Raw genomic sequence first — 23,623 nt, forward strand, 5'->3', positions numbered from 1 at the left:
CTGGCCCGCTGATGGCATCCTCCCGTTCCGGATCAGCCCTGGTGCCTCACTTCGCGGCGATGACCGCGATCTCGACCGTGAACTGAGGCGCGGCAAGCTTGGCCTCGACGGTGGCGCGGCCCGGAGTCTGGCCGGCGACGACCCACTTGTCCCAGACGCCGTTCATCTCAGCGAAGGTCGACATGTCGGAGAGCCAGATATTGACCATCAGCAGCTTGGTCTTGTCGGTGCCGGCTTCGGCCAGGAGGCCGTCGATGATGCCGAGGATGTCGGCGGTTTGCTCGGCAACGCTCTTGCCGGCAGCCTTATCGGCGACCTGACCGGCAAGATAGACGGTGTTGCCATGCACGACGGCCTTGGACATGCGGGGGCCGATACCGATGCGCTGGATGCTCATGATCAGATCTCCTGAAGTAAGGGGCTTGCTGGTAGCCCGAGATATCCGCGCACGCAAATCTCTACAGCCAAAAAGCTGAAGCAGCTTTCCCGCATGAAGCCGGTACGCGTCCCGCCTGAGCCCATGACTATGATGCGGCTACCCAGCCTGCCCAGAGCGCAGCGTAGCGCGCCGCCTTGCCGATGAACACGAGCAGCGTGAAACGGCCGAGCGGGTAATTCATCGTTCCGGCGACGACGGTCAGCGGGTCTCCGACGATCGGCAGCCAGGCAAGAAGCAAGGACGGCCAGCCAAAACGGCCGAACCAGGCCTGGGCACGGCCGAGCTTCGCAGGGTCCGGGCGCAGCCTGGCCGGCAATCGCTCCAGCCCGCCTTGCGTGATCAGCCGGCCGATCCACCAATTGAGGATCGAGCCCGCAGTGTTCGCGAGGCTCGCGACCACGAACAGCGCCAGCGGCTCGGCACTCCTTGCCGCGAGCAGGCCGACAAAGACGGCCTCCGACTGCGCCGGCAGGATCGAGGCGGCGACGAAGGCGGCGCCCGCCATGACCGCGAGGGCGGACAAAGCCTCCATGGCGGTTTCTCAGAGGCGGCGCAGGGCGACCTGCTGGATGCGATGACTCGCGCCCTTGGTCAGGATCAGGCTGGCGCGCTGGCGAGTCGGCAGGATGTTCTCCTGCAGGTTCGGCATGTTGATCCCGGTCCATAGACTCTCGGCGATCGACAAGGCCTCCTCCTCACCGATCTCCGCATATTTGCGGAAGAAGGAGCGCGGATCGCGGAATGCGGTCTGGCGCAACGTCATGAAGCGGTTGACGTACCAGCGGTGCAGGTCGTCCTCGTGCGCGTCGAGATAGACGGAGAAGTCGAAATAGTCGGAAACGAATGGGATGACCTTGCCGTCCCTCGGCATCCGGCTAGGCTGCAGGACGTTGAGACCTTCGAGGATCAGGATATCGGGCCGCTCGACGGTGACCTGCTCACCGGGAACGACGTCGTAGACAAGGTGCGAATAGACCGGCGCCAGGACCGCAGGCCTGCCTGCCTTCACATCGGAGAGGAAACGCAGGATCGCGGAGCTGTCATAGCTTTCCGGAAAACCCTTGCGCTGCATCAAACCGCGCCGCTCGAGTTCGGCATTGGGCAGCAGGAAGCCGTCCGTGGTGACGAGCTCGACCTTGGGCGTGTTCGGCCAACGCGAGAGCAGCGCCTTCAACACGCGCGCCGTGGTCGACTTGCCGACCGCGACCGAGCCGGCGACCCCGATGATATAGGGCACCTTGACCTCGGCTTCCGCCAGCAGAAAGCGCTGCGTCGCCTTGAACAGGCCTTGCGTGGCGGCGACGTAAAGCGACAGCAGCCGCGATAGCGGCAGGTAGATCGCGACGATCTCGTCCAGCGAGATCGGATCATTGATCGATTGCAGCTTGGTCAGGTCGTCGACCGAGAGCGTCAGCGGCGTATCGGCGCGCAGATGCGCCCATTCGTCCCGCGTGAAGGTCCGATAGGGTGAAACCAGATCGGGATCGGCCGCGGCCGGGATCAGACGTTGGTCCATGCTGCCGCGATCCGCATTCCAGACTTCGAGATTCAAGGCTCGGACATCCTCGACTGGACTCTGAGCATGCTGCCTTCCGAAAGCCGGGTCCGGCCTTCGACAACATGGCTCAAGGTTTCCTCGCCGCCTTCTCAGCTAGACCGGATCGGGCGGTACGGGCCTCAAGCTGGCTCAACACATCTTGCAATGCAACATCGCGCGACGAAAGCACGACCAAGAGATGATAGAGCAAATCGGCACTTTCGGCGATCAAAGCCTGCTTGTCGCCTTGCACAGCTGCAATCACGGTTTCGACAGCTTCTTCGCCGAGCTTCTTGGCCGCGCGTTCCGGCCCTGCAGCCAGGAGCTTGGCGGTCCAGGACTCTTCGGGCGAGGCCCTTCCCCGCTCGGCGACGATCTTTTCGAGATCGGAGAGTGTAAAGCCGCTCATCGCTCAATCCAGCCGCATCGCCAGCCCTGCCGCCGCCATATGGGCTTTGGCCTGGGGAATGGTGAAAGTACCGAAATGGAAGATCGAGGCCGCCAGCACGGCGCTGGCATGGCCCTCCCGCACGCCATCGACGAGATGGTCGAGCGTGCCGACACCGCCCGACGCGATGACAGGCACGGAAACCGCATCGGCGATCCTGCTGGTCAGGTCGAGATCGAAGCCTGCCCCGGTGCCGTCGCGGTCCATCGAGGTCAGCAGCAGCTCGCCGGCGCCGAGCGAGACGACCTCGCGGGCATAGGCGACTGCATCGATCCCGGTCGCATTGCGGCCGCCATGAGTGAAGATCTCCCAGCGCTCCGGCGCGACTTTCTTGGCGTCGATCGCGACGACGATGCACTGGTCGCCGAACTTTTCCGCCGCTTCCTTGACGAAGGCGCGCCGCTGCACGGCCGCCGTCATGATCGCGACCTTGTCGGCCCCGGCCAAGAGCAGCCTGCGGATATCGTCGACCGAGCGGACGCCGCCGCCCACGGTGAGCGGCATGAAACAGGCTTCTGCCGTACGCGTCACCACATCGAACAGGATGCCGCGATCCTCATGGCTCGCCGTGATGTCGAGGAAGCAGAGTTCGTCCGCGCCGGCTGCGTCATAGGCCTTGGCGGCCTCGACCGGATCACCGGCATCGACGAGATCGACGAATTTCACGCCCTTGACGACACGGCCGTCCTTGACGTCGAGGCAGGGAATGATGCGGGTTTTCAGGCTCATGCCGCTTGCCCCTTGTCGGCCTGAGCGATCCGCGCCAGCGCTGCGGCCGGATCGATGCGCCCGTCATAGAGCGCGCGGCCCGTGATCGCGCCTTCCAGGATGGCGGCATCGGGGGCACAGAGGCGCTCGATATCGGCCATCGAGGCGAGCCCGCCCGACGCGATCACCGGAATGGTCAACGCCCCGGCGAGCGCGATCGTGCCGTCCCAGTTGATGCCCTGAAGCATGCCGTCGCGCGCAATGTCGGTGTAGATGATCGCAGCGACGCCTGCGTCCTCGAAGCGGCGGCCAAGATCCACGGCGGCAAGCGAAGAGGTTTCGGCCCAGCCCTCGACCGCGACGAAGCCGTCGCGCGCATCGATGCCGACTGCGACCTGGCCCGGAAAGGCCTTCGCCGCCTCGCGCACGAAAGCCGGATCCCGCACGGCGGCCGTGCCGATGATGACGCGGCGCACGCCCTTGGCGAGCCAGCCCTCGACGGTCGCGATGTCGCGAATGCCGCCGCCGAGCTGCACCGGAAACGCAACCCGTCCGAGGATAGCCTCGACAGCTCCCGCATTCATCGGCTTACCGGCAAAGGCGCCGTCGAGATCGACGACATGGAGCCATTCGAAGCCCTGCGCCTCGAATTCCGCGGCTTGCGCGGCCGGATCGTCGTTGAAGACGGTCGCCTGGGCCATGTCGCCCTGCTTCAGGCGAACGCAGCGACCGTCCTTGAGATCGATGGCAGGGAACAGAATCACGGTGTCCATCCCAAGAAATTGGTAATCAGCTTCAGTCCGAGCTTCTGGCTTTTCTCAGGGTGGAATTGCGTGCCAGCGATGTTTCCGCGCGCCACCATGGCGGTGACGGGGCCGCCATACTCCGTGAGCGCCAGCACGTCCTCGGCCCGCTCCGGCGTCAGCGCGTAGGAATGCACGAAATAGGCATGCAGGCCGCCCGGACCGGTCTCGATGCCGGCGAGCAACGGATGCTCGTCCTGCGCATGCAGATTGTTCCAGCCCATATGCGGGATCTTGAGACTCTCGTCGGTCGGCCTGATCAGGGCGACATCGCCTGGAATCCAGCCGAGGCCGTCCGTCACCGTGTATTCGAGCCCTCGGCTTGCGAGGAGCTGCATGCCGACGCAGATGCCAAGAAAGGGGCGCTGCTTGCCACGGACGACCTCCTCGAGGACCTCGACCATGCCGGCGACGGCATCGAGCCCGCGGCGACAATCGGCGAAGGCGCCGACACCCGGCAGAACGATGCGATCGGCCGCACGCACGACCGCCGGATCACTCGTGACGCGAATGGTCGACGCAATGCCGGACTCGGCTGCCGCGCGCTCGAACGCCTTGGCGGCCGAGTGCAGATTGCCGGATCCGTAATCGATGATGGCGACGGACTGGGTCATCGGCCTTGCGCCTCAGGAAAGAGTCCGATCACCGGAACGGCGCTTGAGGACTGGAAACGCGGAGGGACCGGCGCGGCTTCGCGTGCAGCCGGCGCGGGCCGGCTTTCGAGTGCCCGCTCGAAATAGCGTCGTTCGGCGCTCGCGAGATCGGGAGCCTCGATCACATCGGCCAGGCGCCAGCCTTTCCGCAGCAGCTTGCGCGCAATCAGGTTCCGGCCTTCGAGCCCGAGGAAGAGCCCGACGGCGAATTGCGTCAGCAGCGCCGCGCCGCTGGCGAACCCAAGATCGCGCTGCGCGTAGAACACGGCGGTCCAGACCAGCGCGAAGACGAGCGTCGCCAGCCAGAGCCGCTTCGACAGCAGCCAGAAGCCCGTGAAGAGGAAGGCTGCCCAGGCGAAGGTCTCAGGCAGGAGCCGCGCCTGCTCGATATCGTCGCGCTCGCTGCCGGAGCCGGGCGGCGGAATCAGGACCGTATAGAACGCCATGTCATGGCCCCTTATAGCGCGCCCTTGGTGGACGGCACCCGGCCGCCTTCGCGCGGATCGACCTCGAGCGCGTGACGCAGCGCCCGCGCCAACCCCTTGAAACAGCTCTCGGCAATATGATGAGCGTTGTCGCCGTAGAGTGTTTCGACATGCAGGGTCAGGCCCGCATTGATCGCAAACGCCTGGAAGAACTCGCGCACCAGCTCGGTATCGAACGTGCCGATCTTCTCGGCCTTGAAGCTCGTGCGGAACACCAGGAACGGCCGGCCGGACACGTCGACGGCGACGCGGGTCAGCGTCTCGTCCATCGGCAGATGCACGTCTGCATAGCGGCGGATGCCCTTCTTGTCGCCGAGCGCCTGCTTCAGCGCCTCGCCGAGCGCGATGCCAGCGTCCTCGACCGAGTGGTGATCATCGATATGGGTGTCGCCCTTCACCGTGACCGCAAGATCGATCAGCGAATGGCGGGCAAAGAGATCGAGCATATGGTCGAAGAAGCCGACGCCTGTCGCGATCTCGGCCTTGCCCGTACCGTCGAGCGAGAGCTTGACCGAGATATCGGTTTCATTGGTGCGGCGCTTCACTTCGCCCGAACGCATTTGAAAAGCCCTTGTGACCTTGCTGGCCGGTGCTTTAGCGCGCTTTCCCCTCGACTGAAATCAGCCGAGCGACAAGAATTCGCGCCAAAGTGGCTGCTGGAGCATGTTCTCGTCGCAAAAGTGCATCCCACTTTTGCGGCACATGCTCTAGCAGCGCGTTGACGCTCACGCCACCCGGCCGATTGTGCAGCGCCGGAAAAGCCCTACATCTGGCGGACGGCCGGAAACACTGGAAGACGCTCTGATGGATAACGACAACAAGCCCCCCGTGATGCACGCCACCACCATCCTGATGGTGCGCAAGGGCGGGCGCGTGGTGATCGGCGGCGATGGGCAGGTCTCGCTCGGCCCGACCATCATGAAGGGCAACGCCAAGAAGGTGCGCCGCCTCGCCAAGGGCGCGGTGATCGCCGGCTTCGCGGGCGCAACGGCCGATGCTTTCACCCTGTTCGAACGGCTGGAGACCAAGCTCGAGCAATACCCGACGCAGTTGCTGCGTGCCTGCGTCGAGCTTGCCAAGGATTGGCGCACCGACCGCTATCTGCGCCGGCTGGAAGCGATGCTGCTGGTCGCCGACAAGGAGGTCAGCCTGCTGATCTCCGGCACGGGCGACGTGCTGGAGCCGGAAGCGGGCGAACATGGTTCGGTGATGGCCATCGGCTCCGGCGGCAATTTCGCCCTGGCAGCGGCGCGCGCACTGGTCGATGTCGAGCCCGACGCCGAGACGATCGTGCGCAAAGCGATGAAAATCGCCGGAGACATCTGCGTCTACACCAACCACAGCCTCGTCATCGAGAGCCTCGACATCGCCTGATGTCCGCTGACGCCCAATCGGAAGTATCCATGACCTCTTTTTCCCCCCGCGAGATCGTCTCAGAGCTGGACCGCTTCATTGTCGGCCAGAAGGATGCCAAGCGCGCCGTCGCCATCGCATTGCGCAATCGTTGGCGCCGTCAGCAGCTCGAGGGGCCGCTGCGCGAAGAGGTCGCGCCCAAGAACATCCTGATGATCGGGCCGACCGGCTGCGGCAAGACCGAAATCGCGCGCCGGCTGGCGCGCCTCGCCAATGCGCCCTTCCTCAAGGTCGAGGCGACCAAGTTCACCGAGGTCGGCTATGTCGGCCGCGACGTCGAATCGATCATTCGAGATCTTGTCGAGATCGGCATCAGCCTCGTCCGCGAGGCCCGGCGCAAGGATGTCCAGGCCAAGGCGCATCTTGCAGCCGAGGAGCGCGTGCTCGACGCGTTGGTGGGGTCGACGGCCAGCCCGGCGACCCGCGATTCCTTCCGTCGCAAGCTGCGCGCGAACGAACTCGACGAAAAGGAGATCGAGGTCGAGATCGCCTCCGGCGCCGGCTCGACCCCGATGTTCGAGCTCCCCGGAATGCCCGGCGCCTCGATCGGCGCGATCTCGCTCGGCGACATGTTCGGCAAGGCTTTCGGCCAAAAGGGCAAGCCGCGGCGCATCCTCGTCAAGGATGCCTATGGCCCGCTGATCGCCGAGGAGAGCGACAAGCTGATCGACCAGGACGCGATCGTCCAGGATGCCATCCGCGAGGTGGAGAATAACGGCATCGTCTTCCTCGACGAGATCGACAAGATCTGTGCCCGCGAGGGCCGAGCCGGCGCAGATGTCTCGCGTGAAGGCGTGCAGCGCGACCTGCTGCCGCTGATCGAGGGCACCACGGTTGCCACCAAGCACGGGCCGGTGAAGAGCGACCACATCCTGTTCATCGCGTCGGGTGCCTTCCATGTCTCGCGCCCGTCCGACCTGCTGCCCGAGCTGCAGGGACGCCTGCCGATCCGCGTCGAATTGCAGCCGCTCGATGTCGAGGATTTCAAGCGCATCCTGACCGAGACCGAGGCGAGCCTGATCAAGCAGACGGTCGCGCTGATGGCGACCGAGGAGGTTACCGTCGACTTCACCCCGGACGCCATCGACGCCATTGCCCGCATTGCGGTAGCGGTAAACTCCACCGTCGAGAATATTGGCGCGCGGCGGCTCCAGACCGTGATCGAACGGATTCTCGACGAGATTTCATTCACGGCCACAGACCGCTCGGGCGAGACCGTCACGATCGACGCGCCCTATGTCGAAGCGCGGATCGGCGACCTCGCCAAAAATGCGGATCTGAGCCGGTTCATCCTGTGACGCAGCCACCGGCGGAGCCGAGTCCTGCCGGGTCGCGCCTTGCGCGCGATTCGGCGGTGGTCGGCGCTGCCACGGTGCTGTCGCGCCTGCTCGGCTTCGCCAGAGATGTGCTGATCGCGCGCCTGCTCGGTGCCGGCCCGGTCGCGGATGCCTTCCTGGCAGCCTTGCGCCTGCCCAATCTCGTCCGGCGCGTGCTCGGCGAAGGCGGGCTGAACGCGCCCTTCGTGCCGCTCTATCTCGATATCAAGGCTTCGCGCGGCGAAGCGGCGGCTCGTGGCTTCGCCGGAGAAGCCACGGCGCATCTCGGCCTGCTGCTGCTGGTGCTGATCGCATTCGGCGAAATGTTCACGCCCTGGCTGGTGCTGGGGCTCGCCGGCGGCTTTGCGAACGAGCCCGAGACGCTTGCACTGGCCAGCCATTATACCCAGTTGATGCTGCCTTTCCTGCTGCTGACGACGCTCGCCGCGTTGCTGGCTGCGCTGCTCAACGCCGAGCGCCGGTTCACGACGGCGGCTCTCGCGCCGGCGTTGATGAACGCCATTCTGCTCGGTGTGCTGCTTGTCCAGCTCTCGCGCGGCGCGGAAACCATGGTGAGCGCCAGCTTGCTCGCCATTTTCGTCAGCCTGACGGGGTTCGCCCATCTCGGCCTGATCCTGTTCCGATTGCGCAAGATCGGGCTGCCGCGCCTCAGCCTGCGCTGGTCGCCTGACATGAGCCGCCTCGTGCGCACAGGCGGAGCGACCCTGCTCGCGGCATCGAGCGCACAACTCGTCCTGCTGGTTGCGATGCAGATCGCCTCGACAGAAGGCGGAGCGGTCGCGGCGCTCTATTACGCCGACCGCATCTTCCAGCTGCCGCTCGGTTTCGTCGGGGTCGCGATGGGCACCGTCGTGCTCTCCGAAATGGCCAGCCATGAGAGTGCGCGGGACGATGCCATGCTCGGTCGTGCGCTGGCGCTGGGGCTGGCGCTGGCCGTTCCGGCGGCCGTCGCATTGGCCGCGCTGGCCGAGCCGATCGTTTCGGTGCTGTTCGAGCACGGCCGTTTCGGCGCCGAAGATCGGGCGCGCACCGCGGGAGCCCTGGCAGCTTTCGCGCTCGGTCTTCCGTTCGCGGTGATGGCTAAGGTCTTCGGTCAGGTCTATTTCGTCCGGCGCATGCCACGTATCCCGCTGCTTGCTGGACTAGCCGCTGTCTTGGTGGCCGTTTTCTCCGGCTATGGCGCTGCGCCCGGCAAGGATGCCGCGACCGTCGCCGCCCTCGCGGCAAGCCTTGCCTTTGTTGCCCAGGCTGTTCTGCTGTCGCTCCATCTGCGGCGCCAGGGCCTGTGGCAGCCGAGCCTTGCAAGCCTGCGGCCGATCATCGCCATCCTGGGCGCCAGCGCCGTCATGCTGGGCGCGCTCCTCCTGCTTCTGCCGGCGCTGACGACCTGGCTCGCCCCTGGCGAGGCCCTGCTCTTGCGCGTTGCGTCCCTGGCCGCGCTTTGCCTCGGCGGCCTCGCGGCCTATGGCCTTGCCGGTGTCCTCTTCGGTGCTTTCGGCCTGCCGCACTTGCGCCTTGCCCGCGCTTCCGCCAGAACGCCGCGTTCCTGATACCCGCTCGCGACAATGGAGCGCCTGATGGCCGAATTTCCCCAACGCGTCTTTTCCGGCATGCAGCCGACCTCGACGCTTCACCTCGGCAATTATCTCGGCGCACTCACGAACTGGGTCGCGATGCAGGAGAGCTATGACTGCGTCTATTGCGTGGTCGACATGCACGCCATCACCGTCTGGCAGGACCCTGCCGAGCTGACGCGTGCCATCCGCGAGGTCACAGCGGCCTATCTCGCCGCCGGCGTCGACCCGAAGAAGAGCATCATCTTCAACCAGAGCCAGGTCGCGCAGCACGCCGAACTCGCCTGGGTGTTCAACTGCGTCGCCCGCCTCGGCTGGCTCAATCGCATGACCCAGTTCAAGGAAAAGGCCGGCAAGGACCGTGAGAACGCCTCGGTCGGGCTCTACGCCTATCCGAATCTGATGGCGGCCGACATCCTGCTCTACAAGGCGACGCATGTGCCGGTCGGCGAGGACCAGAAGCAGCATCTCGAACTGGCGCGCGATATCGCGCAGAAGTTCAACAATGACTTCGCTGAGCAGATCGCCGCTCGCGGCCTCGGCACCGGCGAACTCGGCTTCTTCCCGCAGCCCGAGCCGATGATCCAGGGCCCGGCGCCGCGCGTGATGAGCCTGCGCGACGGCACCAAGAAGATGTCCAAGTCGGACGCATCCGACTATTCCCGAATCAACCTGACCGATGACGCCGAAACCATCGCGCAGAAGGTCCGCAAGGCGAAGACCGATCCCGAGGCCTTGCCATCCGAGGAGAAGGGCCTTGAAGGCCGGCCCGAGGCCGAGAACCTCGTCGGCATCTATGCCGGCTTGAGCGGAGAAAGCAGGGCGCAGGTGCTCGGACAGTTTGGCGGCGGACAGTTTTCGGCCTTCAAGGCCGCGCTTGTCGACCTCGCCGTGGCCAAGCTGGCGCCGATCGCGGGCGAAATGCGCCGCCTGCTCGCTGATCCCTCCCATATCGACGGTATTCTCGGACAGGGCGCCGAGCGCGCAGCAGAGATTGCCGCCCCGATCATGCGCGACGTCAAGGACGTGGTCGGCTTCGTCCGCGCCCGGTGACGCAGGTGGGCTTGCGCTGACGTTGCGGCGCAGGCCACCATGACCTCTCCCGAAGCGGCGGCAGGTTTGAATCGATGGTGACGCGACGGCGGTCCTATGAAACGGGCCATCGCCCGAAATTCCTCGCAGTGGTCGACGATAGCGAAGAATGCGCCAAGGCCGTGCGCTTCGCCGCGCGGCGTTGCGCGCGCATCGGCGCTTCGATCGTGCTGCTCGGCGTCATCACACCGCCCGAGCACGAGACCTGGCTGGGTGTCGGTGAGGTGATGCAGGCCGAGGCGGAAGCGGAGGCCGAACGGCTGCTGGACGATGCGGCTGCAACCGTGCGCGCGCTCGCCGGGCTCGAGCCCGAGAAGGTTGTCCGCACGGGCGTGAAGTCGGACGAACTCGTCAAACTGATCGAGGCCGACGAGGATATCTCGCTGCTGGTGCTCGCCGCCGGCACCGGGCGCGACGGTCCAGGCCCGCTGGTCAGCGCGCTTGCCGGCAAATCGGCCGGTACCTTCCCGATCCCGGTCGCAATCGTGCCCGGCCATCTCGAGGACGAGGAGATCGACGCGCTGGCCTGAGCCGCAAGGCCGGGTTGGCGCTGGAATGATTCCAGCAACGCGCCTATATCGGGCTCAGGAACGGCGGCCTTGACCCGCCGGCACCGGAGGCCACCATGTTCATCCAGACTGAAGCCACGCCGAACCCGGCGACATTGAAATTCCTGCCTGGGCGCACCGTCATGCCGGACGGCACCCTGGAGCTGCGCGACGCCGAGCAGGCCGACCGTTCGCCGCTGGCCTTGCGTCTCTTCGCCGTCAACGGCGTCTCCGGCGTCTTCCTCGGTTCCGACTTCATCACGGTCACCAAGTCGGGCGGCGAATGGCCGCATCTCAAGCCCGCGATCCTCGGCGCGATCATGGAGCACTTCATGTCGGGCGCGCCGGTCCTCTCGGACGGCTCGAAGGCCGATGTCACGGACGAAGGCGAATTCTTCGCACCGGAGGACGCGGCCACCGTCGAGACGATCAAGGACCTGCTGGAGACGCGCATCCGCCCGGCGGTCGCCGGCGATGGCGGAGACATCACCTTCCGCGGTTTCAAGGACGGCGTCGTCTACCTCGCGATGAAGGGTTCCTGCTCGGGCTGCCCGTCCTCGACCGCAACGCTGAAGCACGGCATCCAGAATCTGCTGCGCCACTTCCTTCCGGATGTGCGCGAAGTCGAGGCCGTCTGATATCCTTCGCCTGGGCATGATCTCGTCCGAACGCCGTTCTGCATTCCTCAGGATCGTGACCTGATGCGCATTCTCGCCATCGACACCGCGCTTGGCGCCTGTTCCGCCTGTGTCCTCGACATGGGCGAAACCACGCCCCTCGCACGCGAACAGGTTGCGATGGATCGCGGACATGCCGAGGCGTTGATGCCGCTGATCGAGCGGGTGATGAACGCCGTCGACGGCGGGTTCTCCTCGCTTGACCGCGTTGCCGTGACCATCGGGCCGGGCAGCTACACCGGCCTGCGCGTCGGAATCAGCGCCGCACGCGCCATCGCGCTGGCTGCGGGAATCCCCGCCGTCGGCGTGACCACGCTGGCGGCAACCGCCGCGCCGCTCATCGGAAAGGAGTCGGGCCGCGTCATCGCCGCCGCTCTCGACGCCAAGCACGGCCAGGTCTGGTTCCAGGCGCTGAGCTCGCAGGGCAAGCAGCTCGTTTCGATACGGCAGGCCAATTATCGGGACGCTGCACGGGCGATCGGTGCCGGCCCGGTGAGTCTCGTCGGCTCCTCCGCGCTTGCCGTTGCGAATGAGGCTTGGGCGATCGGGCTCGACGCGCTGGTCATCGACGACGCCAAGGCTCCGGATGTGACCTGGGTCGCCCGACTCGGGCTTCTCGCCGATCCTGCCGCCGCGCCGCCGCGCCCGCTCTACCTCAAGGAGCCGGAGACGACACCGCAGGACCGCGCCCGCTTGCCGCGGCGCTGACGGCGTTCATTTCGACGTTTTGCCGGCTCCCGTGAACATGCGATCAAGCGGCATGGATTGGCTGCGTAAACTTCTGCACCCTCACGCTGCGCCGGCGCGGACAGCGCGCCTCGACGTGCGGCACGCACGCCATGTTGCGGCACTTCATCATCTCGGCGGTTTTGCCCGCGGCTGGGAGCCCGGAGAATGCGCGGGGCTTCTGGTGGACAGTGCCGTTGTCGCCGACGGCGTGTTCGCCGGCAACGAGCCCAATCCCGCCGGCTTCGTGATGTCGAGGCGGGCTGTGGACGAGGCCGAGATCCTGAGCATCGTCGTCTCGCCCCGGCAGCGCGGCAGCGGCCTCGGTCGCGCATTGCTCTCGGCCCATCTCAGCCAACTTGGCGGCATGGGCGTCGCCCATGTCTATCTCGAGGTGGAAGACGGCAACGCCGCTGCCGACCGGCTCTACCGGCATTTCGGCTTTCGTGAGGTCGGGCGGCGCAAGGGCTACTATCCCAAGGCCGACGGCACGCGCGCCACCGCCGTCACCATGCGACTCGATCTCGCGTGACAGCGGCAGCCACGTCGTCCATGAAGCGCACCGGATTTCTGTCCTTCACACTTTCGCGATCTGCGCGACGGGAGCCAAGCCCCGCATGAACGGTCTACGCCCCGGCGCGATCCTGCGGCTCATCCTGCTCGGTCTCGGCACTGCCGCGCTTGTTCCGGTGCAGCTCGTCGCATTGCGCCTTGGGCCACGGCATGGCTGGACCGTGCCGCTGTGGTTTCATCGGCTCGCCTGCACCTGCCTCGGCGTCCGGCGTCATGTCCGCGGTACCCCGCCGCCGAAGGGCGCAGGCGGCCTGATCGTCGCGAACCATGTCTCCTGGCTCGACATTCCGGTGATCGGTGCCGCGCAGCCGCTTTCCTTTGTTGCCAAGGCCGAGGTTGCGACCTGGCCGGTGATCGGCTTCCTGGCTGCGGTGCAGCGCACGCTGTTCATCGACCGAACGCGCAAGACCGCAACGGCCGGCATCACCGCCGAGATGGGCAAGCGAATTTCCGACGGGCAGGCGGTGGTGCTCTTTGCCGAAGGCACCACGGGCGACGGCACAAGAACATTGCCGCTGCGGTCTTCCCTGCTCGGTGCCGTTCACGAAGCGCTCGGCCGCAACGACAATAACGGCGACATCACCGTCTATCCGCTTTCGATCACCTATACCGGCTTTCACGGGATGGCGGGCGGACGCGTCGAGCGTTCTTCGCTGGCGTGGTATGGCGATACGGAGCTCGCACCCCATCTTAAAGCCATGCTCAATTCCGGTGCGATCGATGTTGAGCTCGCTTGGGGCGAGCCGATCCGCATGGGCCACGAGATTTCGCGGAAGGTCGCGACCCGGCGGGCGGAGCAGGCGATCCGCCGCGCGCGTCGCGAGGCGGTGACCGGGCGGCCCGTCTCGTGAAGGTCATTACGCGTATTGGCGCGGATGTTGCTTTGTGAAGGACGCATAGCGCGAGCTCATTTTCACGGCGCGCGATCCAGAGTAAGGAGACGGTTTGGAGACCCGATCCGAAACGATGAAGAAAGTCCACATCAAGTCCTTCGGCTGCCAGATGAACGTCTATGACGGGCAGCGCATGGCCGACATCCTGGCCGCGCAAGGCTACGAGGAAACGGCGGCGCCGGAAGGCGCGGACCTCATCCTGCTCAACACCTGTCATATCCGCGACCGCGCGGTGCAAAAGGTCTATACCGAGCTCGGCAAGCTGCGCGACCTGAAGAACGGCCAGAACGCCGCCGGCCAGGAGACGAGAATCGTCGTCGCCGGCTGCGTCGCCCAGGCTGAAGGCGCGGAAATCCAGCGCCGGCAGCCTGCCGTGGACCTCGTCGTCGGCCCGCAAGCCTATCACCGGCTGCCGGAGCTGCTGGCGGAGGCGAAGCGCAAGCGCGTCGTCGACACGGACCTGCCCATCGACGACAAGTTTGGCTTTCTGCCCGCGCCGAAACCTGCGGCCATCCGGGGCCGCGGCATCTCGGCTTTCGTCACCATCCAGGAAGGCTGCGACAAGTTCTGCGCCTTCTGCGTCGTCCCTTATACGCGGGGCGCCGAATTCTCGCGGCCGGTCACGGCGCTCGTGAGCGAAATCGAGCGGCTGGCGGATGCCGGCGTGCGCGACGTCACGCTGATCGGCCAGAACGTCAATGCCTATCATGGCGAAGGCCCCGACGGGCAGATCTGGGGCCTGGCGCGGCTGATGCACCGCGTCGCCGAGGTCGCAGGCATTGCCCGTATTCGCTATACGACGAGCCACCCGCGCGACATGGATGACGATTTGATCGCCGCCCATCGCGACCTGCCGCAGGTCATGCCGTTCCTGCACCTGCCGGTGCAGGCGGGCTCGGACCGCATCCTGGCAGCCATGAATCGCAAGCACACGGCAGACGAGTATCGCCTGCTGATCGAGCGCGTGCGCAAGGCACGGCCCGATATCGCGTTGTCCTCCGACTTCATCGTCGGCTTCCCCGGCGAGACCGAGGCGGATTTCGCCGAGACGCTGCGGCTGGTCGAGGATATCGGCTTCGCTTCGAGCTACACGTTCAAATACTCGCCCCGTCCGGGCACGCCCGCGGCCGAGCTGGACCACCAGATCGCCCCGGACGAGATGAGCGAACGGCTGCAGCGCCTGCAGGAGCGCGTCGAGCATCACCGGCAGGCCTTCAACCACGCCATGGTCGGCCGCACCGTGGATGTCCTGTTGGAACGTGCCGGACGTCACCCCGGACAGCTTGCAGGGAAATCGCCATACCTTCAGGCTGTGCAGATCGACACCAAGGCGAATCAGATCGGCGACATGGTGAAGGTGCTGATCGAACGGGCTGGCTCCAATTCGCTGTTCGGCCGCGAGGCCGGGCCAGAGGAGCTCGCCGCGTGAGCGCCAGATCGCCAGGCCCAGCTTTCGAGCCAGCTCTCAATGCCTGTCATCAGGATGAGATCGACGCGTCCGGATATGCCGAAGGACTACCCGGCCTCACGCCCCTGTTCGGCCGGGCACGCGCGCCAGGGAGACGACTCTATTGGCACAGACTGACCAGGTGACCCCGAGATCCGATCGAGAGCCGCGCCGCGAGGGCGCATCGCCACGTGTCGAGAGCCTGACACGCGACGGGGTCCCCGCCACGGAAGTCGTGTTGTCCTTCGAGGATAACCGGCTGGCCAGTCTGGTCTTCGGTCAATACGACCAGAATCTGGCGCATCTCGAGCGCCGGCTCGGTGTCGTGATCAGCCCGAACGGCAACCATGTCACCGTCAAGGGCCCGCGCGAGACGGCCGAGCAGGCCGGGCGCGTGCTGAAGACGCTCTATACCCGCGCCAAGGCGGGCGCTCCGCTCAATCTCGGCGAGGTCGACGGAGCCATCGAGGAAAGCAACGTCCAGCGTTCGCTGTTCCCGGCGGAAAATACCGGCAAGGCCTCGTTCGAGGCGATCGTCACCCGCAAGCGCGGGCCGGTGCGGGCCCGTAATGCGGCGCAGGATGCATATCTGCGCCAGCTCAAGCGCCACGAACTCGTGCTCGCGGAGGGGCCGGCCGGCACCGGCAAGACCTGGCTCGCGGTCGGTCATGCCGTCTCGCTGATCGAGCAGGGCGTGGTCGAGCGCATGGTGCTGTCACGTCCGGCCGTCGAGGCCGGCGAGCGCCTCGGCTTCCTGCCCGGCGACATGCGCGAAAAGGTCGATCCCTATCTGCGCCCGATCTATGACGCGCTGAACGACTTCATGGAGGCGCGGCATGTCGAGCGCGCCCTGCAGACCGGCATGATCGAGATCGCTCCGCTCGCTTTCATGCGCGGACGGACCCTGACCAATGCGGTCGTGCTGCTCGACGAGGCTCAGAATGCGACCTCCGTGCAGATGAAGATGTTCCTCACCCGGCTCGGCGAGGGCTCGCGCATGATCATCACGGGCGATCCGAGCCAGATCGATCTGCCGTCGGGACAGCGCTCGGGATTGGTCGAGGCCGTGAGGCTCTTGGCCGGTGTCGAAGGCGTCGGCCATGCCCGCTTCGAGGAAGGCGACGTGGTCCGGCACGATCTCGTGCGCCGCATCGTGATGGCCTACGAGGATGCTTCCCGCCGAGAGCGGGATGAGCGCGAGGAGCGTGCCCGTTCCGTCGTCGCGGAGGCGGCGCCTGAAGACCATAGCGAGGGTCTGCGGCGCACATTGTCGCGGGAGAGGCCGCGATGAACGATCGACCTCGTTCGCGGCGCGCGGCGCCGCGAACGCAAAGCCTTGCGATCGACATCCGCCTGGAGTCGCGCCGCTGGCGCGATCTCGCGGATCTGCGCGAGCGCGTTGCCCGGGCAACAGAAGCGGCGCTCAGCGTCGCCGCCATCAAGCCGCTGGCCGAAGCAGAGCTCAGCCTTCTCTTCACCGACGACAAACGCATCCGCATCGTCAACCGCGACTGGCGTGGCTTCGACAAGGCGACGAATGTGCTGTCCTTTCCGGCCGCGCCGCCGGAGCGGATCGGATCGAGCCCCGTCCTCGGCGATATCGTGCTGGCCTATGAAACCCTTGCGCGCGAAGCCGAGAGCGAAGGCAAGAGCATGGGCGACCATCTCAGCCATCTCGTCATCCACGGCCTCCTGCACCTGCTGGGCGAGGATCACGAGACCGAAGCCGAAGCGACGCGGATGGAAGGGCTCGAGATCGCCGCGCTCGCGAGCCTCGGTATCGCCAACCCCTATGCCGGCACAGAACCAGAAGCCGCTCCAGCGGCACAGACCAAGGCAGATCACCCCGTACCATGAGCGACGACAGTAGACCCTCCCCAAGTGAACCTCCCAGTCGCGGCCTGGCACAATGGCTGAGCCATTTCCTCGACCGGCTAGGCCTGCGAAACGGGGCAACGATTCGCGAGGACATCACCGAAGCGCTCGCCCAGGGGAGCGGGCAGCTCGCCGATCTGAGCCCGCAGGAGCGGGCCATGCTCTCCAATGTTCTGAGCCTGCGCGAGCGCCGTATCGCCGATGTCATGGTCCCGCGCGCCGACATCATCGCGGTCCAGTCCGAGGCAACACTCGGCGAATTGCTGGCCCTGTTCCGCACCGCCGGCCATTCGCGCCTCCCGGTCTATGGCGAGACGCTCGATGACCCCCGCGGCATGGTCCATATCCGCGATTTTCTCGACTTCATCGCAGCCCGGGCCAAACCTGGTCGCCGCGGCGCGCAGCCGGGAACGGCCGGCCCCAATCTCGGCGCGATCGATCTTTCCGTCACTCTGGCTTCGGCCAAGATCCTGCGGCCCGTGCTCTATGTGCCGCCGTCGATGCCTGCCGTCGATCTGCTGGTCAGGATGCAGGCCACCCGCACGCATATCGCCCTCGTCATCGATGAATATGGCGGCACCGATGGCCTGGTCTCGATCGAGGACCTGGTCGAGATCGTGGTCGGCGATATCGAGGACGAGCATGATCTCGACACTGCGCCGACGATCGCGGTGGCTGGCGAGAACCGCTTCACCGCCGATGCCCGCGCAACGCTGGAAGACCTGAAGGACGCCACCGGGATCGACCTTTCCGAGACGGACGTCGCCGAGGACGTCGACACGCTCGGCGGGCTCATCGTCACGCTCGCCGGGCATGTCCCGGCGCGGGGCGAGCTGATCCAGGGCCCCGAGGGCCTCGCCTTCGAGATTCTCGACGCCGACCCGCGCCGCATCAAGCGGCTGCGCATCCATCGGAATGTTCCCGCCGCGCCTGAGGCTCCAGCGACGACGGATCCCGGCTGATGCGCTTTGCCGCCCTGGCCGACAGGGTCATTCTCGCCTGGGGCTGGCCGAAGCGCCTGATCGCGCTCGTCGCCGGTGCCAGCGGCGCCCTCGCCCTGCCGCCCCTCGATCTCTGGCCACTGATCGTCGTGCCGATGACCATTTCGGTCTGGCTGATCGACGGCGCCGTCGGCACAAGCCGCGGGGCGCGCGTCCGCGCAGCCATGGCGGCCGGCTGGTGGTGGGGTTTTGGCTTCTTTCTCGCGGGACTGTGGTGGCTTGGTGCTGCCTTCCTTGTCGAGGCCGATAAATTCGCCTGGGCCATGCCGCTCGGCGTCATCGCCCTGCCCGCCTTCCTCGCCGTCTTTCCGGCCCTGGCCTTCGGTGCCGCCCGCCTGGTCTGGCCACATGGCGGCGGCCGCATCCTCATCCTCGCCGTCGCGCTTGCCTTGAGCGAGTGGCTGCGCGGGCATGTGCTGACGGGCTTTCCCTGGAACGTCTACGGCATGATGCTGGCCGGTCAGCCATGGATTGCGCAGTTCGCCTCGGTCGCCGGCCTTTACGGCCTGACTTTGGTGGCGGTCGCGCTCGGCGCCGCACCAGCGACGCTAGGGACCGGCAAGCCGGGCCCGGAGCGCTGGCAGGCGCCAGTTCTGGGGCTCGTGGTTCTGTGCGCGCTGCTCGGCTTTGGTGCTTGGCGCATTCCCGCCACGCCATCGCCCACCGTCCCCGGCGTGAAACTTCGCCTGATGCAGCCCAATCTGCCGCAGGACGCCAAGTTCAATCCACGCAACGGCGAGGCGATCCTCAACCGCTATCTTGCGCTCAGCGACCGGGCGACAAGTCCCACGACTCTGGGCGTCCAGGACGTCACCCATCTGATCTGGCCGGAATCGGCCTTCCCTTTCCTGCTCGGGCGAACCCCGGGAGCGCTTTCGCGGATCGCGGCCCTGCTGCCGCCGAACACAACCTTGATCACCGGCGCAGCCCGCGCCGGCGAAACGCTGCCGGGCGAAAGTCGGCCGCCGATCTTCAATTCGGTCCAGGTTGTCGACGATCAGGGCGTGATCCTCGCGAGCTACGACAAGGTCCATCTCGTGCCGTTCGGGGAGTACCTGCCCGCGTTCCTCGAGACGCTGATCCGCAGTGTCGGACTGTCCGAATTCGTTGCCGTTCCCGGTGGTTTCACGGCCGGTGCACGCCGGACACCGCTCACCGTGCGCGGCTTGCCGCCGGTCGCATCGCTGATCTGCTATGAGGCCGTGTTTCCCGGCGAGGTGATGCCGCAGGGCCCGAGACCGGGCTTCATGCTCAATCTCACCAATGACGGCTGGTTCGGTCAGACGAGCGGTCCTTACCAGCATCTCGCCCAGGCCCGGTTGCGGGCCGTCGAGCAGGGATTGCCCCTGGTGCGCGTCGCCAACACCGGCATATCCGCTGTGATCGACGCCTATGGCCGGATCACCGGCAGCCTGCCGCTCGGGAGCGAGGGGGTGCTCGACGCGGCCCTGCCCACTCACGCCTCTGTTACGCCTTACGCGCAGCTCGGGGATGTCATTTTTGCAGGCCTTGTTATAATATTCTTGCTTACCGCGCGGTTGCGACGTTCAAAATAATTCCAACTGGAACTATTCCCAGCGCGGAAGATGTCGTTTAAGAAGCGATTCAGTTGAAACTAGTGTATTCTATTTGACCATAGGACACTGCCGGATTGCGGCTTCGGCAGAATGACCCTGATCCGAGGCCCGTCGATCCATGCTGAAGAAAATCCCCAATCCGATCGATCGCCATGTCGGCAGCCGCGTCCGGATGCGCCGCATGCTTGCCGGCGTCAGCCAGGAAAAGCTTGGTGAAGCACTTGGGCTGACCTTCCAGCAGGTTCAGAAATACGAAAAGGGCGCAAACCGCATCAGCGCCAGCCGCTTGCAGCAAATCGCCAAGATGCTGGATGTTCCGGTTTCGTTTTTCTTCGAGGGCGCCCCGTCCGGCGACATGCCGTCGGGAGGCTTCTCGGACGCCGCCTCGACGACCTATATCTCGGATTTCCTGGCTACCAGCGAAGGCGTGCAACTCACCAAGGCCTTCGTGCGCATCAAAAATGGCCAGGTTCGACGCCGGGTTATCGACCTGGTTGAGGCGATTGCCGAGGAACACGCTGAAAAGCCGTGATTGAAGCGCCTCGGCGTTCGTCTTGACGAACGTTTCTCCCGATAAACGGATTTGAGCGCTTGACGGCGAACACGTTCGCTGCAAGAACGCTGCGCCCCGCACCGGCAGGGTCCGTGCTGGCGGCCACCAGCTTGCCCGTGCATGAAGGATCCTTCGTCCGTGTCACGCCAGAACTATCTCTTCACCAGCGAGTCCGTTTCAGAAGGTCATCCTGACAAGGTTTGCGACCGGATTTCCGACGAGGTCGTCGATCTGTTCTTCAAGGAAGCCGTCAAGGCCGGGATGGATCCCGCCCAGGTGCGCGTTGCCTGCGAGACCCTGGCCACGACGAACCGCGTCGTCATCGCCGGTGAGGTCCGCACCTCGCTCGACGAGAAGGCGCTGAAGAGCAAGGTCAAGTCGGCAGCCCGCAAGGCGATCCGCGCGATCGGCTACGAGCAGGACGGCTTCCACTGGAAGAAGTGCAAGATCGACGTGCTGCTGCACTCGCAATCGGCCGACATTGCCCAGGGCGTCGACGCCGCCGGCAACAAGGAAGAAGGCGCGGGCGACCAGGGCATCATGTTCGGCTACGCCTGCCGCGAGACGCCCGAGCTGATGCCGGCGCCGATCTACTACGCCCATAAGATCCTCGAAGTCCTGGCCAAGGCCCGCCATGCGGGTGAAGGACCGGCCGCCAAGCTCGGCCCCGATGCCAAGAGCCAGGTCACTGTCAAGTACGAGAACGGCAAGCCGGTCGGCGTCACGCAGATCGTGCTCTCGACCCAGCATCTCGACGACTCGCTGAGCTCTGCGGATGTCCGCAAGATCGTCGAGCCGCATATCCGCGAGACGCTGCCCGAAGGCTGGATCTCGAAGGACACCGTCTGGCACGTCAATCCGACCGGCAAGTTCGTGATCGGCGGCCCTGATGGCGATGCCGGCCTCACCGGCCGCAAGATCATCGTCGACACCTATGGCGGCGCTGCCCCGCATGGCGGTGGTGCATTCTCCGGCAAGGACCCGACCAAGGTCGATCGTTCGGCTGCCTACGCTGCGCGCTACCTCGCCAAGAACGTGGTTGCCGCCAAGCTCGCCGAGCGCTGCACGATCCAGCTCTCCTACGCCATCGGTGTTGCCAAGCCGCTCTCGATCTATGTCGACCTGCACGGCACCGGCAAGGTCGACGAAGCCAAGCTCGAAAAGGCTCTGGGCGAGGTGATGGATCTCAGCCCGCGTGGCATCCGCACCCATCTCAACCTCAACAAGGCGATCTATGCGAAGTCTGCCTCCTATGGCCATTTCGGCCGGAAGGCCGGTCGCGACGGCAGCTTCTCCTGGGAGAAGACCGACCTGATTGACACGCTGAAGAAGGCCGTAGCCTGATCCAGCGCGGATGTTATGACGGGGTTCGGTCTACCGGATCCCGGAGAGGCCGGAGCGATCTCGCTCCGGCCTTTTGCTTTCGCCGGTAACGACGGGGTTTTGGGATCATGAGCGAAGAACGAGACCTGGAGAGAGATCTCGAACGAGCCTTCTTCGGTCGGCGCAAGGGCAAGCCTCTACGCGAAGGTCAAAGCGTGCTGATCGAGGGCACCCTGCCACGGCTGCGCCTGCCCGAAGGCGAGATCCTGGATCTGAAGGCGTTGTTTCCCAAGCCGGTTGAGGCGGTGCGGCTGGAGATCGGCTTTGGCGGCGGCGAGCATCTGCTCTCCCGCATGCGAGAGAGTCCGGAGATCGGCTTCATCGGCTGCGAGCCCTTCGTCAATGGCATGGCGAAGTTCCTGGCGGTGATCGAGCGGGAAGGCCTCACCAACGTCCGGCTCTGGGATGGCGATGCCGCGCTGATGCTGCCGCGCCTGCCGGAAGGCGGCCTCGATGCGATAGACCTGCTCTATCCCGATCCCTGGCCGAAGCGCAGGCAACGCAAGCGCCGTTTCGTCTCGGAGCGAACGCTCGCCCTGTTCGCACGGGCGCTGAGCAAGGGTGGGCGTTTCCGCTTCGCCAGCGATATCGACGACTATGTCGGCTGGACCTTGTCGCGGCTGCTGCACTCACCGGATTTCGACTGGGCCGACGAGCGCGCCGACGACTGGCGCCAACCCTATCCGGGCTGGATCCGCACGCGTTACGAGGCCAAAGCCATCGCCGCCGGGCGCGTACCGAGCTATCTCACTGCACGCCGTCGCGCATCCTGAGGAAGCCGAGGACGCGCTGCGCCGTCACCGGCGTCAGGTTGCGGTAGTTCTGGCGGGCCCGCTCGACCGCAGGTGCCGATCTGCCATCGCCCTTGCGCAGGGTGATCAGGGCGCGAGTGGTCTCCCAGGACCAGCCAAGCCCCCGGCCGACGAGCAACACCGCATCGCGATCCGGGCCGAGGATGATCTGCTCCGTCGCCTGCAGGCCGAGCCTCGCCAGGATGGCGACGCCGCAGATGGCGTGTTCGGTTGCACCCGAAGCGGCGAGCTCGGCGACCTTGGCCTCGTCGAGTTTGCCTTGGTCATGGAAGGCCTTGATATCGGCCAGCGCGGCGCTGAACTTGCCGAGATCGTCCTGAAGCTGGTCTTGCGCGGCGACAGCATCGGCGCTGCGCTCGACCGCGCGGTCGACCGCTCCGCCCATCGCCGGCTCGAACGTCGCAGCGAGCCTGCGGCGCGCCGAATTCTTCGCAGCCAGCGTCAATTGCTCGACCAGCTCTGCCGGGATGTCGCTCCGGCTTCCCAGCGTCGCCTGCAGGCCATCATCCTGGACCGCGCGCATCACCAGCACGCCCATGCCATGCCGCGAGAAGCGGGCGGACTGGTTGGCCGCAACCGCGTGGGTCACGACACGACCGCCCCGCAGGATCAGGAAATCCGTCACCGGCTCAGCGAGATCCGGACGCTCGGTGATCGCGAGCATATGGTCGCGCCCCTTTGCGGCGGAGATCGCAACCAGATCCTGATCTGACAGCACGGGCGAGCCGACCAGAACCGGCCGCGCAACCGCGATCTCGTCGAGCGCAAGCTGGCGAACCACGCCGCCTGGCGCATTCGGCACGACGGACAGCCGCTCGGATAATTCGACCCGCGCGCGGGTTTCGATGGCGCGGGCGAGCCTGCCGATCACCACGTCGAAGACGCTGATCTGGTCATCGCCCATCGTCGCGGCCGTACTGACGAAGAGATCGGTCAGACGCATCAGGATCTGGACGCGCTCATCGCCCGAGCCACGCGACATCGTCGCTTCAAGATCACGCAACAGCGCGCTGACCGAACTCATTACGCAACCTCTTTACGCACCATTGGCCGACGCTAGACGAGAAGA

General features: G+C 65.8%; 26 protein-coding genes and 1 pseudogene. 17 read left to right on the top strand and 10 right to left on the bottom strand.

Annotation, left to right across the window (positions count from 1 at the left end):
- Positions 1-46: 46 nt before the first annotated feature.
- From BIWAKO_RS09835 to hisB, 9 genes and pseudogenes are all read right to left on the bottom strand, one after another.
- The gene (locus BIWAKO_RS09835) at positions 47-397 is read right to left on the bottom strand and encodes a RidA family protein (protein WP_069878549.1); all 351 of its coding nucleotides are present in this window, start codon (positions 395-397) and stop codon (positions 47-49) included.
- A 127-nt stretch (positions 398-524) separates the two neighbouring features.
- Positions 525-971 (bottom strand): YqaA family protein, encoded by a 447-nt coding sequence (locus BIWAKO_RS09840; RefSeq protein ID WP_069878550.1) that lies wholly within the window; start codon positions 969-971, stop codon positions 525-527.
- 9 nt (positions 972-980) lie between these two features.
- Positions 981-1,955 carry a type I pantothenate kinase gene (gene coaA, locus BIWAKO_RS09845; protein ID WP_069882325.1) on the bottom strand — a complete coding sequence of 325 codons (975 nt, stop codon included), beginning with the start codon at positions 1,953-1,955 and terminating at the stop codon, positions 981-983.
- 109 nt (positions 1,956-2,064) lie between these two features.
- Positions 2,065-2,385: a phosphoribosyl-ATP diphosphatase gene (locus BIWAKO_RS09850; protein WP_069878551.1), complete on the bottom strand. Its 321-nt coding sequence runs from the start codon at positions 2,383-2,385 to the stop codon at positions 2,065-2,067.
- Positions 2,386-2,388: 3 nt separating this feature from the next.
- A complete protein-coding gene (gene hisF / locus BIWAKO_RS09855; RefSeq protein WP_069878552.1) occupies positions 2,389-3,153 on the bottom strand; it encodes an imidazole glycerol phosphate synthase subunit HisF in 765 nt (254 codons plus the stop codon).
- Positions 3,150-3,905 (bottom strand): 1-(5-phosphoribosyl)-5-[(5-phosphoribosylamino)methylideneamino]imidazole-4-carboxamide isomerase, encoded by a 756-nt coding sequence (gene hisA, locus BIWAKO_RS09860; protein ID WP_069878553.1) that lies wholly within the window; start codon positions 3,903-3,905, stop codon positions 3,150-3,152. The genes hisF and hisA overlap by 4 nt, the downstream gene beginning before the upstream one ends.
- On the bottom strand, positions 3,893-4,549 hold the full coding sequence (gene hisH, locus BIWAKO_RS09865) for an imidazole glycerol phosphate synthase subunit HisH (protein ID WP_069878554.1): 657 nt from the start codon (positions 4,547-4,549) through the stop codon (positions 3,893-3,895). The genes hisA and hisH overlap by 13 nt, the downstream gene beginning before the upstream one ends.
- Before the next feature lie 197 nt (positions 4,550-4,746).
- Positions 4,747-5,034: pseudogene (locus tag BIWAKO_RS37310) on the bottom strand (DUF2628 domain-containing protein); the annotation flags it as partial.
- 11 nt (positions 5,035-5,045) lie between these two features.
- Complete coding sequence (gene hisB, locus BIWAKO_RS09875; protein ID WP_069878556.1) at positions 5,046-5,633, bottom strand: imidazoleglycerol-phosphate dehydratase HisB; 588 nt, start codon at positions 5,631-5,633, stop codon at positions 5,046-5,048.
- 244 nt (positions 5,634-5,877) lie between these two features.
- Between hisB and hslV the strand changes: the two genes are divergently transcribed.
- The 17 genes from hslV to trmB all read left to right on the top strand — a co-directional run bounded on the left by hslV (position 5,878) and on the right by trmB (position 22,515).
- Positions 5,878-6,447, top strand: a complete 570-nt coding sequence (gene hslV / locus BIWAKO_RS09880; RefSeq protein ID WP_069878557.1) for an ATP-dependent protease subunit HslV — start codon at positions 5,878-5,880, stop codon at positions 6,445-6,447.
- Between the two features lie 29 nt (positions 6,448-6,476).
- Entirely contained in the window at positions 6,477-7,784 is a 1,308-nt protein-coding gene (gene hslU / locus BIWAKO_RS09885; protein ID WP_069878558.1) for an ATP-dependent protease ATPase subunit HslU, read from the top strand.
- Positions 7,781-9,373 (top strand): murein biosynthesis integral membrane protein MurJ, encoded by a 1,593-nt coding sequence (gene murJ, locus BIWAKO_RS09890; protein ID WP_074471528.1) that lies wholly within the window; start codon positions 7,781-7,783, stop codon positions 9,371-9,373. The genes hslU and murJ overlap by 4 nt, the downstream gene beginning before the upstream one ends.
- A 27-nt stretch (positions 9,374-9,400) precedes the next feature.
- A complete protein-coding gene (gene trpS / locus BIWAKO_RS09895) occupies positions 9,401-10,450 on the top strand; it encodes a tryptophan--tRNA ligase (RefSeq protein WP_069882327.1) in 1,050 nt (349 codons plus the stop codon).
- Positions 10,451-10,524: 74 nt separating this feature from the next.
- Positions 10,525-11,019: a universal stress protein gene (locus BIWAKO_RS09900; protein WP_069878559.1), complete on the top strand. Its 495-nt coding sequence runs from the start codon at positions 10,525-10,527 to the stop codon at positions 11,017-11,019.
- A gap of 95 nt (positions 11,020-11,114) precedes the next feature.
- A complete protein-coding gene (locus tag BIWAKO_RS09905) occupies positions 11,115-11,675 on the top strand; it encodes a NifU family protein (protein WP_069878560.1) in 561 nt (186 codons plus the stop codon).
- A 63-nt stretch (positions 11,676-11,738) separates the two neighbouring features.
- Entirely contained in the window at positions 11,739-12,422 is a 684-nt protein-coding gene (tsaB, locus tag BIWAKO_RS09910) for a tRNA (adenosine(37)-N6)-threonylcarbamoyltransferase complex dimerization subunit type 1 TsaB (RefSeq protein ID WP_069878561.1), read from the top strand.
- A 52-nt stretch (positions 12,423-12,474) separates the two neighbouring features.
- A complete protein-coding gene (locus BIWAKO_RS09915) occupies positions 12,475-12,972 on the top strand; it encodes a GNAT family N-acetyltransferase (RefSeq protein WP_069878562.1) in 498 nt (165 codons plus the stop codon).
- Between the two features lie 85 nt (positions 12,973-13,057).
- Positions 13,058-13,864 (top strand): lysophospholipid acyltransferase family protein, encoded by an 807-nt coding sequence (locus tag BIWAKO_RS09920; RefSeq protein WP_069878563.1) that lies wholly within the window; start codon positions 13,058-13,060, stop codon positions 13,862-13,864.
- 115 nt (positions 13,865-13,979) lie between these two features.
- Entirely contained in the window at positions 13,980-15,335 is a 1,356-nt protein-coding gene (gene miaB / locus BIWAKO_RS09925; RefSeq protein ID WP_069882328.1) for a tRNA (N6-isopentenyl adenosine(37)-C2)-methylthiotransferase MiaB, read from the top strand.
- Positions 15,336-15,555: 220 nt separating this feature from the next.
- Positions 15,556-16,644: a PhoH family protein gene (locus BIWAKO_RS09930; protein WP_084652191.1), complete on the top strand. Its 1,089-nt coding sequence runs from the start codon at positions 15,556-15,558 to the stop codon at positions 16,642-16,644.
- A complete protein-coding gene (gene ybeY, locus BIWAKO_RS09935) occupies positions 16,641-17,210 on the top strand; it encodes an rRNA maturation RNase YbeY (protein ID WP_069878564.1) in 570 nt (189 codons plus the stop codon). Before BIWAKO_RS09930 ends, ybeY begins: the two co-directional genes overlap by 4 nt.
- Positions 17,207-18,190 (top strand): hemolysin family protein, encoded by a 984-nt coding sequence (locus tag BIWAKO_RS09940; RefSeq protein ID WP_074471529.1) that lies wholly within the window; start codon positions 17,207-17,209, stop codon positions 18,188-18,190. Before ybeY ends, BIWAKO_RS09940 begins: the two co-directional genes overlap by 4 nt.
- Positions 18,190-19,785: an apolipoprotein N-acyltransferase gene (gene lnt / locus BIWAKO_RS09945; RefSeq protein ID WP_069878566.1), complete on the top strand. Its 1,596-nt coding sequence runs from the start codon at positions 18,190-18,192 to the stop codon at positions 19,783-19,785. The genes BIWAKO_RS09940 and lnt overlap by 1 nt, the downstream gene beginning before the upstream one ends.
- A gap of 139 nt (positions 19,786-19,924) precedes the next feature.
- Entirely contained in the window at positions 19,925-20,338 is a 414-nt protein-coding gene (locus BIWAKO_RS09950; protein WP_069878567.1) for a helix-turn-helix domain-containing protein, read from the top strand.
- A gap of 159 nt (positions 20,339-20,497) precedes the next feature.
- Positions 20,498-21,703 (top strand): methionine adenosyltransferase, encoded by a 1,206-nt coding sequence (gene metK, locus BIWAKO_RS09955; RefSeq protein WP_069882329.1) that lies wholly within the window; start codon positions 20,498-20,500, stop codon positions 21,701-21,703.
- Positions 21,704-21,810: 107 nt separating this feature from the next.
- Positions 21,811-22,515: a tRNA (guanine(46)-N(7))-methyltransferase TrmB gene (trmB, locus tag BIWAKO_RS09960; RefSeq protein ID WP_069878568.1), complete on the top strand. Its 705-nt coding sequence runs from the start codon at positions 21,811-21,813 to the stop codon at positions 22,513-22,515.
- Here the strand turns inward: trmB and BIWAKO_RS09965 are convergent.
- Complete coding sequence (locus BIWAKO_RS09965; RefSeq protein WP_069878569.1) at positions 22,490-23,578, bottom strand: DUF2336 domain-containing protein; 1,089 nt, start codon at positions 23,576-23,578, stop codon at positions 22,490-22,492. The two genes, trmB and BIWAKO_RS09965, sit on opposite strands and share 26 nt — an antisense overlap.
- Positions 23,579-23,623: the final 45 nt, after the last annotated feature.

Source organism: Bosea sp. BIWAKO-01, assembly GCF_001748145.1.
In the GTDB taxonomy this organism is placed as follows: domain Bacteria; phylum Pseudomonadota; class Alphaproteobacteria; order Rhizobiales; family Beijerinckiaceae; genus Allobosea.